The sequence below is a fragment of the Streptomyces sp. SAS_270 genome (assembly GCF_052543295.1).
In genome coordinates, this window is record NZ_JBMNDS010000035.1 from 83,148 (window position 1) to 95,693 (window position 12,546).

The 12,546-nt window shown below is 71.2% G+C and carries 6 protein-coding genes; all 6 read right to left on the reverse strand.

Annotated features, from left to right (window positions below):
- Window positions 1–21: 21 nt before the first annotated feature.
- Window positions 22–5,088: an HD domain-containing protein gene (locus ACN6LB_RS23300; protein WP_445027605.1), complete on the reverse strand. Its 5,067-nt coding sequence runs from the start codon at window positions 5,086–5,088 to the stop codon at window positions 22–24.
- Between the two features lie 16 nt (window positions 5,089–5,104).
- A complete protein-coding gene (locus tag ACN6LB_RS23305; protein WP_445027606.1) occupies window positions 5,105–5,719 on the reverse strand; it encodes a hypothetical protein in 615 nt (204 codons plus the stop codon).
- A complete protein-coding gene (locus ACN6LB_RS23310) occupies window positions 5,716–6,093 on the reverse strand; it encodes a hypothetical protein (protein ID WP_445027607.1) in 378 nt (125 codons plus the stop codon). Before ACN6LB_RS23310 ends, ACN6LB_RS23305 begins: the two co-directional genes overlap by 4 nt.
- Complete coding sequence (locus tag ACN6LB_RS23315; protein WP_445027608.1) at window positions 6,086–11,086, reverse strand: HD domain-containing protein; 5,001 nt, start codon at window positions 11,084–11,086, stop codon at window positions 6,086–6,088. Before ACN6LB_RS23315 ends, ACN6LB_RS23310 begins: the two co-directional genes overlap by 8 nt.
- 64 nt (window positions 11,087–11,150) lie before the next feature.
- Window positions 11,151–11,867: a L,D-transpeptidase family protein gene (locus tag ACN6LB_RS23320; protein WP_445027609.1), complete on the reverse strand. Its 717-nt coding sequence runs from the start codon at window positions 11,865–11,867 to the stop codon at window positions 11,151–11,153.
- A gap of 3 nt (window positions 11,868–11,870) precedes the next feature.
- Window positions 11,871–12,458 carry a pyridoxamine 5'-phosphate oxidase family protein gene (locus ACN6LB_RS23325; protein WP_445027610.1) on the reverse strand — a complete coding sequence of 196 codons (588 nt, stop codon included), beginning with the start codon at window positions 12,456–12,458 and terminating at the stop codon, window positions 11,871–11,873.
- Window positions 12,459–12,546 lie beyond the last annotated feature (88 nt).

The window sequence follows — 12,546 nt, forward strand, 5'->3', positions numbered from 1 at the left end:
ACCAGGCGCTCACAGGTCCGGTCACAGCTCCAGTTCGAACAGCCCGGCGTACAGGCCGAGGCGCTCCCGCACCCAGTCCTCGCTCTCGTCGACGGCGTGTGCGGTGAAGCGGAGGTGCTCCGCGGTCACCGGCCCGCGCAGCGCCGGCAGTACGCCGTCCGCGTGGACGGACAGCACGATCAGGTCCTGCCAGAGCGGCAGCACGGCAGGGATGGCCGCCACCGGGTCCGAGGCGAGGCGGGGTGGGGGCTGAAGGGGGAGATAGGGCACGATCCGTCGCCAGGTGCGGTCGAGCGGTTCGCCCAGGCGGCCCGCCAGGCTCACCAGATCCAGGGGACAGAGGGGCTCGCCCGGTGCCGAGACCCGGTGCTCGGCGCCGAGAGCCACGGCGTCCTTGGCATCGGGCTCCTCCTCGGGCAGACCCTCCACCTGCGCGGGGGACAGCTCCGGGATCAGGGCGCCCAACTCGCGCAGCGGCGCCAGGCGTTGGAACGCCTCGCGGGCGCCCAGGTGCTGAGCCCGCGCGGCGTCGACAAGCCGTTCGGCGGTGAGGGGCGCCCAGCGGGGAGACTCGAACCACTCGCCGTCGTACTCATCGGGGTCGCCCCAGTCGATCAGGGCGTGGCTCTCCAGGCGTTTGGGGCTGAACTCCCGTAGTCCGGCGGGAAGGTCGGGCACGGACAGGCCGAACCTCCTGGCCTCCCGCCGGGCCGTCTTCCACATCGTCGCCAAGGGCGTCTGCAGTTCGACGCTCGACGCGAACAGGACGTCCGCGGTGGGCAGAACCGGATAATCGGCCCCGTCCCACGAGGGATCCCTCCCGGAGAAGGCGTACCGGCTGGGCACGGGGAGGTCGTCCCAGGCACGCAGCAGGGAGTCGGCCGCGGGCACCTCGACGCCTGCCTGTCTCAACTCCTCCATCGCATAGGAGAGGTCCTCTCTGTCCACCCCCGGTCGGATGAAAGCCAGGTCCCGGAGGCTGAGCCCGTCCTCGAGCAGCAATCCGTTGGCATGCGCGGCGCCCGCGACGTTCGCCGTCTCCAGGCTGGGCTCGACCCGGCCGGCGACGGACTTCTCGCGATGGTGCCGGTGGTACGCCAGGCCGAGCGCTCCCGCCCAGCGCGCCAGTTCCTTCTCGGCCCTGCGCAGCGGGATCTCCCAGTCCGCCGCGAGCTGGAACGTGGCACCCCGGGGCAGCGTGAAACCGCCGTTCGAGCCGGGCAGACAGTACTCCCGCAGCACCGAGAGGATCTCCCACGGCACCTGGCTCCACCGCCGCACGGACTCCACGTCCGGGACGGCCCAGCCGAGCCAGCCGAAAAGCGCGAGCCGCTGGAGGGCTTCCTCCCAGGGGATCCCGAGGCGCACGGCTGCTCCGGTGACGTCCCACGGCCGGCGGGTGGGACGCCATCCGGAGCCGTTGTCATCGACGTACAGCAGAGAGAGATCGGCCTCGTCGCAGACGTGGTCCCGGTGGTGCTCGGGCACGGCCGGCACCGGACCCGGCAGGAAGGGGGCGTACTTGACGCACGCCTCGACGAGCTGTCCCAGTGTTCGATGAGTGGTGGCCGAGGCACGCACGAGTCCGCCGAGGTCGTCCCATGCGTGGCAGTAGTCGTTCTGTTCCTCGGACTGCCAGCGCCTCTTGGTGCGGGAACGGCTGAGCAGCCCCTCCATGATCTGCACGTCGTGGTAGTCGGGAGCCCAGTCCAGGTCCCCCTCCGTGATGCGGGGCGGGCTGAGAGCGGGGTGGGCGATGCGCAGAGCACGCATCACCCGGAGCACGTCGATGACGGTGGTGTCCTGGTCGTAGGCGAGCGCGACCACCGAACGCCAGTCGTCGGGCCGCTTCGGGGCGGTCACGCCGTTGTCCCAGAATCGCGGCGAGCCCGTGGAGATCCCCGCCCACCCCGGGGCGGGGACGGCGTACCCGGCGAGGGAGGCGATGGAGGAGTGGCCCGACCCGGGCGTGAAGGAGTTCAGCGCCGCTCTGCGCCAGGGTTCCGTCAGCTCACCCCGTTCCTGGTGCATGCTGCCGGAGCGGGTCGGCTTGTCGGCGTTCGTGTCGTGGTGGAACCAGCCGAGGCTGTCCAGATTCACGGCCGGACGCCACGATTTCCTGCTGACGAGCACGCCCGTACCGCGCCACTTCTCCCAGACGGCGCGGGCCGCGTCCAGATTCTCGGACTCCAGGCGCCAGAGCCACGCAAGATGGAGCCCCTGCCACGCGGCCAGTGCCGACGCGCCGCGCGACCACTGCGTGCGCTCCCATGCGGTGTCGTACGCCTGGAGCTTCTTGCGGTTGAGGCTGAGCCTGCCCGCTTGCGCACCGGTCAGATTGAGTACGTAGCCGAACGGCTGCCGGTCCGTGCCGATGCCGTCGCACAGGATCGCGCCCTTGTCGGCGACCCACCAGAGGACCCCCGGCACGGCCTCCACCGCCCCGTCCCCCTCGGACACCCCGGAAGGGTACTGAAGCACCCCCGGTTCCCAGTGGTGTTTGTTCCCCGAGGTCTCCTCGACGTCCAGCTCGAACTCGCTGACCAGGACGAGCCGTTGGAGCGTCGCCACGGGTGAGAAGGCGCCGGAGAGGGTGATCGAGTCGCGCAGATACAGCCGGATGCTCGTGCCGCCCTCCAGGAGCCCGTCCCCGGTGTCGTCGTGTTCCCGGATCCGGAACAGGTTGGCGCTCCCGGGGATCTCGACCCGCAGCGCCTTCCGCGCCGGGATTCCGTCGGTCCCCACCGGCCGCGTGATGACCACCATCTCGTCCGCGAGCATGAAGTAGCTGAACACCCCGATGCCGAAACGGCTGTTGGGGTACAGGCGCAGAGACGGATCCTGGCGGTGCCAGTTCGCCTGCTCCTGCCGGAAGGCGCGGGACTGCTCGAAGCGGCGGCCCGCCTTGGTGAAGGTGTTCCTCAGCTGGTCGAGGGTCATGCCCACGCCGTTGTCCCGGCACTCGACGTACCGGCCGCGCTCGTCCTCGCCCTCGACGACGGTGATGTGCGCCGCCCACGGACCGGGCCTGCCACCCCTGGCCTCGACATGACGGCGGCGCATCGCGCGGTACCGGCAGGCGTCCATCGCGTTCTGGTACAGCTCACGCAGCGCGAGGTCCGGCTCGCCGTCGTAGATGCGCTCGCCCATGAGCAGGTCACGCACTTCCGTCTGCGCCAGTTGGAACCGCAGCAGCGGCACGTCGTACGTCCTGCGGCCCCGGTCCTCGACGGGGCGCAGGTCGCGGTCGGTGACCCGGGAGGGCGCGCCCGCCAGCAGGGCGGCGCGGTGCGGCGCAAGCCTGCGCGCCGACTCCCGTAGCGCGCAGGCGAGTTCGTCGGCCTGCTCGACGACCTGGGCGAGGGCCGCGTGCACCGCGGGGTGACGGCAGGCCGCGTCCAGGTGCAGTTCGTCGTCGGCGGGGTGCCAGTCCGCGTCGTGCGCGGCGTTCACGGCATCCTGCGGGAGCACAGGGTCGGAGACCGCGAGATGTTCGGCCAGGACGTCGGGGAGCGTACGCGCGTCGAGGGCCAGTACGGATGCCAGGTGCAGCAGGGCGGCCAGCTCCGCCGACCGCACGCTCTGGCGGCCGCTGCCGGGCACCGGGAACGCGACGTCCGCGGCGGAGGACTCCTCGGGGGCCGCGCCGAGCGGGATGCCGGAGGCGACGGCGCACAGCACCCGGGACAGCTCGGCCGTCCTGGAGCCGCGGTCCTCGGGGGCGTCCAGAAGCGCGGCGGCGAGAGTCCGGGACTCGGCCTGCGGTACGGCCTCCTCGTCGGTCTCGAAGCGCTCCGTGATCCAGCGGTGCACCAGCCACAGGGCCACCCCGCGCGCTTCGTCGACGCGGGCGCTGCACCAGCACTCGGAGAGCTTCTTCGCGATGTGCGGATGGTGGTCGGCGACCTGTTCGTAGTGGCGCCTCCAGGTGTCGCCGTCCGCCTCGTGCCAGACGTGGTACGGGGAGACGTCCTTCGCGTGGCTCAGCCGTCGTGCCCGTGCCGCCTCGTACAGGAACGGCGCCGCGACCAGGGCCGCGGCTTCCAGCGCCGAGAGCGCCGTCGTCTTCGGTATCAGGCCGGGCAGCCGGTCACGCAGGACCCGTACGGGAAAGCCGTCGTCGGCCCATGGATCGGGCATGCGCCGCTGGGCATGGTGCACCACGGTCGCGCACTCCTCGACCAGCGCGGTCAGGCATTCCCGCAGGCGCGGCAGACAGGCGGAGTCCTCCTCGGGGACGCGCTCCCACAAAGTGGTCTCCGACACCGCCTCCCGCCAGGCCTCCAGCAGCCTGCGTCCCTCGCAGACCACGGCCGAGCGGGCCTCGGACTCCAGTTCCGTGCCGTAGCGGACCTGCACCTCCTGCACCTCGCCGAGGTGCTGGCGGGCCGAGCGCAGCGTGTGCTGCCGGGCCGTCTCGTACACCTCCTGCACCGTCCGGGCCTGCGTCATGGGACGGAAGGCCTCGGCCAGCCCCTGGGTGAAGAAGCTGCCCTCTCCCGTGTACCCGGAGCGCTGCCCGGCCCCGCAGGACGTCATCAGCGCGAAGCGTCCCGTCGGCTGCCCCCTGAGGATGCGGCTGCCGAAGACGCCCTCCTCGCCGGAGGGCTGGTCGCGGCAGGCGTCGATCAGCCACAGCACCGTCCCGGCACGGCATTCGCCGAGGTAGGGGCTGATGTCGGCGGGCAGGAGGGATTCCCGGTACGAGGGCCGCCAGTCGCCGTCGCCCGGAGCGCGGGCGTCGGAGGGCACGAGGTAGTCGATGTCGCCGATCCGGATCCCGTGCCCGGAGAAGTGCAGCAGCAGGGTGCCGTCCGCCACGACCTCGCGGGCGACCTCGTCGATCCGCGTGGCGATCTCGGCGCGGGTGGCGTTGCAGAGCGTCTCCACCGCGTAGCCGGCGGCCTGGAGGGAGGCGCCGAGCAGACGTTGGTCCGCGGCGACCGGCTCTTCGAGCGAGACGAAGCGATGTGCGGCATCCGGTGTGCTCGCCACGCCGATCAGCAGCGCGATGCGCGGTCCGGCGCCTGCTTCTGGGCCCGCGCCGGTGGTTGTTGCCGTCCCTGAGCCCATGGTTGTTCCTGTCATGCCTTCTCCGTGCCGGTCAACTCGCCGTGTCACAGCTGGAGACGGGCTTCATCGACCTCACCGCCTGGGCGGACAGGACGATTCGGCGGCCGTCTCCGTCGTTGTCGGTCCTGATGACGACGCCGCCGCGCCCGGAGCGGACGAACTCCCCACAGCGTTCCCCGGTCGTCGTGGTGACCCGGACCAGGTGGTCCGGGGGCGTCTCGGTGGTCGCCCAGGCGACGACGACCGCCACGGCCGCCAGGGCCACGCCCGCCACACAGCACACGGAGGCGTACCGCAGGGAGCGGGTGACCCGGACGATCTCCTGCTCCGTCCAGCGGCGCAGGGCCTGGCCCGCGAGGAGCACCCGGCTGCCCGGGCGGCCGTGCGCGGCACGCACCGCGAGGACGGAGCCGATGACGAAGAGCAGGAACGCGGAGCCGAGCAGTGTCGTCGCGGCCACACCGGCGGCCGTCGGGAGCCCGGCCAGATCGTCACGCCCCTTGAGGGTGACGAGCACCGCGAGGAGCGCCGTCAGGCCGGTGAGGCCCGTCCGCCAGCCCTCCGCCTGCCGCCGCAGCTCGGGCAGCTGGGTGAACTCCAGCTCTCGGGCGAGCTGGGCCCAGCGGCGGTCCGACCGCGCGCTCATGTGGCGTTGCCCGAGCGGAGCGCCGTGAGCCGCCAACTGGCACCGCAGCCCACGAACGCGGCGTCCGCCGGCAGGTTGGGGTGGGGGTGTCCGCATTCGCAGAAGTGCACCTCGCGGGTGAGGTCGGCCGTGTCGTTGCCCGGTTCGGGTCCGGCACCCGTGAGCCAGGTCAACAGCCCCTTGGTACCCGTTCCGGGCAGCCCGTGGCGGTACTCCGTCGCCGTTCTGCCGTGACAGCGCGGGCAGTTGCCCTCGACGACGATGCCATGGCCGTCGGCCGACGCCCGTCGGGTGAAGGGCAGGGCGGTCGGGCCCGGTTCGTCCTCGGCGTAGACGGCGGTGAAGTCGTGACTCGGGCGGGGAGGTTCAGTCATCGCTCTTGCTCTCGTGTCGGGTCTGTTCGTCGTCCTCGGCATCCACCGCGGGCTCGTCCACGTCCAGGTCGAACATGACGGCGTAGCGGCGGAGCCGTTCCCTGACCCATTCCTCGCTCTCGCCGACGGCTTCGGCCGCGCACTTGACGTGATGGAGCGTCACCCGACCTGAGACGGCGGGCAGTTGGCCGTCGAAGTGCCGGCTGAGCAGCGCGAGATCCTGCCACAGCGGAACGGTGTCCGCCGCGGGCGGCAGCTCGGCGGCGCCGGACCAGAAGGGTAGGTAGGGGGTGATGCGCCGGACGGTGTCGGTGATCGGCTCGCCCAGCCGGCCCGCAATGCTGACCAGGTCGAGAGGGGTGGGAGGGGTGTCGCTGTCGGACACCCGGTATTCGGCCGACAGGGCGATGAGATCGTGTCCATCCGGTATGTGCTCGCTCAAGGCGTCCACGGCATGTTGCGGGAGCTCGGGGACAAGGGCGCCGATGACCCGCAGTCGGCAGAACTCCTCGTACGCCGTCGCGGCGTCGGTGAGCTGCCGGTGGGCGTGCTTCACCAGTTCCTCAGGGGGCAGACGACGCCATACGGCCGTGCCGGAATTTCCATAGGCGTCATCGGGACGTGAGGTGAGGGCCCAGCACACGTGCTGCGGGGGCCGATAGTCGGCGACGGCCTCCGGGAGAGGGGGTACGGCCAGTCCGAAGCGGATGGCCTCGCGCGCGGCGAGAAGCCATACCTCGTGGAGGGGTTCGTTGAAACCCGCAGCGGCGTTGAGGAGAGCGGCAGACGTCATGCCGGCGGCCGCGTAGTCCTCCTCGTCGAAGAACACGTCCTTGCCCGACAGCACGGAACGGCTTCGAAGCGGCAGTTCCCCCCAGGAGGTGAGGATGCCGAGTCCGTCGGGGAGCGGGACTCCTGCCGCGCGCAGGTCGTCCAGCGCTGTCTCCAGATCGAAATCCGACGACGACGGGGACGCCAGGGCCAGCGAGTCCAGATTGATGCCGTCTTCCAAGCGCACCCCGATGGCGGCCAGTTGCCGCAGGAGAAGGGATGCGTCGTAGGAGGGGATGTGGCGGCCGTCCAGCAGACCGTTCGAGTAGCGCGGTTCATGGACGAGGCCGAGACGCGCGGCCACCGTGCCGAGCTCCCGCTCCGCGGTTTCGAGATCGACCTGCACGATGTCCGCGAAATTGATGGTCGCCGCCCAGCACAGGGATCGGCGTCCATCGGGCAAGCCCGACGTGAAGAGGCCCAGGACGTCGAAGACATCGCTGTCGAGCTCCATCCACGCGGAGAGCTCGTCGGGAGAGGGCACCCGCCAACCGAGCCAGCTGAAATCGGACAGTCTGCGGAGTACCTCCGACAGCGGTTCCCCCGTGCGTCCGCAGATCTCACGCACCTGCCTGGCGCCGTCCACGCGACGCTGTCTTCTGGAGGGGGCGTCGGAGGGCTCGGAAAACAGGCCGGCGATGTCGTCCTCGGTGCAGACGTAGTTCTCGTGGTGTTCGGGGGGAGCGGGAACCGTCAAGGAGTGCAGGGGAGCGAGCCGGGCAAGGCGGCGAGCCAGGAGGCCCATGGGCATGGACAGTTGGGCCGATGCCAGTACCAGGGCGGCGCAGTCGTCGACACCGCCCTCGTCGAACGCCCGGGCACTCGACCGACCGGTCCTGGCCCAGCCCTTCAGCGCCTGCGCGAGTTCACCGTCGAGCGAGTCCGGGACCCAGGCGAGGTCCTCTCCCGTCGTGGGCGGAGGCGAATTGACGGGGTGCACGATGCGCAGCCGCCGCAGGCGGAGCAGAACCTCCGCGACCGTCATTCCCCGCCCGGCGGCGTGGGAGACCACCTCGTGCCAGGAGCGGACCTCCCGGTTCGCAAGGTCCGCGTCCCCGGGGGCGGGAACAGGATGACCCGACAGGCTCAGCGGGGCAGCCGCCATGCCGGGCGCGGCGGGGATCTGCAGAGCTGCGGTGCGCCACGGCTGGAATCTGCGTGTCTCCGCGGAGAGGCGCCGCTGATTGCCGCGTCGCTGGTCGTCGTACATGTCACGGTCGAGATGGAACCATCCGACGACGTCGAGCGATGGCATCCTTCCGCTCCGCCCCCGCACCTCGACGCCCTTGCCGCGCCACTCCTGATCGAGTACCTGGGCCACGGAGAGGTTGCGGGCATCCAGTTCCCACAGCCAGTTCAGGCTCAACGAGGGCCAGTCGACGAGTGCTTTCGCTCCTTGCCGCCATGTCTCGTCCGCCCACTGCTGGTCGAACTCCTGGAGCTCCTTGCGGCTGACGCTCAGCTTTCCGGCATGCGGGCCGGTCAGGTTCAGCACACAGCCGAAGGGCTCCTGGTCCGTCACGATGCCGTCGCACAGGATCGCGCCCTCGCCGGTCACCCACCACAGCACCCCGGGCACCGCCTCCAGCGAGGAGCCCGTTGCGGCCCCCGGAGGTGACTGCAGCGTGCCCGGCACCCAGTCGTGCGCATACCCCGTCCCGTCCTGCGCCTCCAGCCGGAACTCGCTCACCCGCACCAGCTCGCGCAGCACCTTCACGCAGGACAGCCCGGCCGCGGCGGCACCGTCCCGCAGATACAGCCGCACCCGCGTCCCGCCCTCGGCGAGCCCGTCCTGCGCCCCGCCGAGCCGCTGGATGCGAAACAGGCTGCCGCTGCTCGGAATGTCGACGCGCAGCGCATGGTCGGCCAGGACGCCGTCCGGGCCCACCTGGCGGGTCACGATCGTCATCTCGTCGGCGAGCATGAAGTAGCTGAACACCCCGATGCCGAAACGGCTGTTGGGATACAGACGCAGCGACGGATCGTGGCGCAGCCACCGCGACTGCTCCTTGCGGAACGACTTCGACCGCTCGAACCGGCTGCCGGCGCGCGTGAAGGTGTGTTTGAGCTGCTCCGCGCTCATCCCCACCCCGTTGTCCTGGCACTCGACGTACGGGCCGCGCTCGTCCTCGCCCTGTGTGAAGGTGATCCGGCCCGTCCAGTCGGCCGGCCGTACGCCGCTGCTGTGCAGGAAGGTCCAGCGCATCGCGCGGTAGCGGCAGGCGTCCATGGCGTTCTGGTACAGCTCCCGCAGCGCCAACTGAGGGTCGCCGCCGTACAGTTGCTCACCCATGAGCAGCTCGCGCACCTCGGTCTGCGCGAGGTGGAAGCGCAGCAACGGGACCTCGTACGACGGCTGGTTGCCGATCCGGCTCGGGCGAAGCCCCCGATCGGTGACACGGCGGGGTACGGCCGTCAGCAGCGCGGCTTCCGATTCCGGCAGCTCGGTGCTCAAGTCCATGACCTGCGCGGTGAGCTGGTCCGCCTGGTCCACCACTTCGGTGAGCGCCGCGTGCATGGCCTGGTGGGGGCAGAGGGCGTCCAGATGCAGGGCGTCGCCGTCCGGGTCCCAGCCGAGGCCGCGGGCCGTGCCGATGACCTGCTCGGGCAGGACGGGGTCGGTGACCGCCAGATGCTCGGCCACCGCCTCGGGGAAGGTCCGGACGTCCACGGCCAGCGCGGCGGCGAGCCGGAGCAGCGCGGCGAGCGGGCGCACCCGAAGAGTCTGATGACCGCCGGGCAGGAGCACCTTGCCCCGGGACGCGGCCGGCAGTTCACCCGGCAGGTCTTCGAGGCCGATCCCGGAGGCCAGTGCGCACAGCAGGCCGGACAACTCGTGCACCCGGTCCTGCGCCACGCCCAGCGCGGTGACCAGAGCCTGTGCCGGACCCGGCGGCACCGCCTCGTCGTCGGTCTCGAACCGGTCGGCGATCCAGCGGTGCACCAGCCACATCGTCACGGCGGCCTCGTCCTGCACCCGGTCACGGGCCCGGCACTGGGTCGCCTTCCGCGCCACGCGCGCGTACTGGTCGCCGATCTGCTCGTAGTGCCTGCGGTGGGCGTCGGCACCCGGGCGGCGCACCCCTGCGTACGGGTCGATCTCCGCAGCCTGGCTCAGCCGGTCGGCCCAGGCGGCCTCGCGCAGGAACGGTGCCGCCACGAGCAGCGCGACCTCGACCGCCGACAGGGCGGCCGCCTCGGGGAGCAGCAGGGGCAGCCGGTCCCGCAACAGCCGTACCGGGAACGCGTCGTCGGCCCACGGGTCCGGGTGCGGCAGGCGCTGCTGCGCGAGATGCAGGGTGCGGGCGCACTGCCCGACGAAGTCGGCGAGAGAGTCCTGGAAGGCCGGGACACTGCCCTGGTCCTCCGGCTTCACCCGCTCCCACAGCGGCGTCTCACGGGCCGCCTCCAGCCAGGCCTCCAGCAGCGGACGGCCGCCGCAGATCTCCTTCTCCCTGGTCTCCGCCTCGGCGTTGGTGCCGTAGCGGATCCCGGCGGTCTGGGTGAGGCCGTGCCGCCGGGCGGCCTCCTTCGTCCGGGCTCGCGCCGCCGTGAACACCTCGTGCACGGTGCGGGCGGGGGCGAGCGGCCCCAGCGCGTCGGCGAGCCCCCGGGTGAAGAAGCTCCCCTCGGAGGTGTGTCCGCACTGCTCCCCGGCCGAACAGCCCGTCAGCACGGCGAAGCCGCCTTCGGGAGGTCCGCTGTCGATGCTGTTGCCGAAGGCCACTCCCTTGCCGTCCATGACCGTGCGGCAGGCGTCGACGAGCCAGAGCACCGTGCCTGCCCGGCACTCCTTGAGCAGGGGGCTGATGCGCGCGGGTAACAGGGAGTCCACGTACGGCTCCTGCCACACCCCGTCCCTCGGTGGGGTGGCGTCGGCGGGGACAAGATGGTCGACGCCGTCGACCCGCACGCCGTGTCCGGTGAAGTACAGCAGGAGGGTGCCGCCGGGCGGCACGTCGCGGGCCACCTCGTAGATCTTGGGTTTGATCCGGCTGAGGCCGGCGTCGTGCAGCGTCTCGACCTCGTAACCGGCTGCTTCCAGCGCCGTGTTCATCAGTCGTAGATCCGCTTCGACGACCTCGTCGAGCGGTTCCAGCAGGCCCACCGTCGCGGGTGCGTGCCCGACTCCGATCAGCAGGGCCTTGCGCGCCCGTTCCATGTCCCCTCCCACCAGCAGGGAAACATGATGGCATCGCGCACCGACAACGCGACGGCGAACCCGGTCAGTACCCGGTGATCGCGGTGGCGCCGCTCTCCGTCCCGATCGCGATGTGCGGCCCGCGCGCCGGATCGGCCCACTTCAGGATCCGCCGCATCGCCGCCGCAGGCACCGACACGCAACCAGCCGTTGGCCCACGCCCGTTGACGTGCAGGAAGATGCCCGCGCCCCGGCCGTGCACGGGCCGCTCGTAGTTGAAGCCGATGACGAAGGCGTACGCGTACTGCGTGTCGTATCCGATCAGGTGCTCCGACTCGGTGGCGCGGCAGTCGGCGGGACGCGGCTCGGTCCAGCGGTTGTAGGAGCGGGAGCCGTTGTCCTGACACCACCAGGAGTCCTGGTGCACCCGGCGGTAGGGGGCCGAGGTGCCGTGGGGCGCGGCCTTGATGCCGAAGGCGTACGGCAGGTCGTACAGCCCCGTCGGGGTCGTGTTCGTGCCCTGCCTCCGCGAGGCGCCCTCGGTGAGCCCCCTGGCGCCGAAGCGTGCCGCGGCATAACCGGCCTTCACCCACCGGCCGTCGCGCAGATCCCACCAGGCCACGGTGCCGGACGTCGCGTCCGCGCGCGGAGCCAGGGCGGTGATCAGCTGGGTGCCGCCGCCGGAGTCCGCCATGCGCTCGGGCAGCGGCGGCGAGGGGAGCCCGTCCCCGGCCCCGCCGCCGGGCGCGGCACCGAGCACGAACAAGGAGGCGGACGCGAGGGCGACGACACCGGGGCGCATGGCTCAGACGGTAGTGGGGGGCAGCGGCAACGGCAGCCCGGGCAGTCCGTCCATGCTCGTCGCGATGTACTCCTTCTTGGTGAAGTACGCGCTCAGCGAGGCGTCGTCCTCGCGCGCGAAGCGCTTGCCGTGCAGATCGCGGTCCTCGTCGTACGACATGAAGGGCACCGCGTAGCCGCAGGTGTCACGGACCAGTTCGGCCGTCACGACGACGATCGCGCGCAGCCCGTGCGGGGTCGGGTCGATGCCGGGGAAGTGGGCGAGCAGTTCCTTGAAGCGCGGGTCGTCGCGGAAGACGGGCTCACCGCGGCCGTGCACCCGGACGATGTTCGGTGGGCCCTGGAAGGCACACCACATGAGGGTGATCCGGCCGTTCTCGCGCAGGTGCGCGATCGTCTCGGCGTTGCTCCCGGCGAAGTCCAGATAGGCGACGGTCAGCTCGTCGAGGACGGCGAAGGAACCGGTGAGCCCCTTGGGGGAGAGGTTGATCGTGCCGTCCCCGGCCAGCGGGGCGGTCGCGGTGAAGAAGATTGGCTGCGCCTCGATGAAGGTACGCAGGCGGCCGTCTATGCGCTCATAGGTCTTTCCCATGACTAACGATTATTGACGAAAATCCTTCGCCTGTCTAATGAATTGCGGGTTCCGTGGCCGCACCGGGCGGGGCGTCGACCGGTGCGGC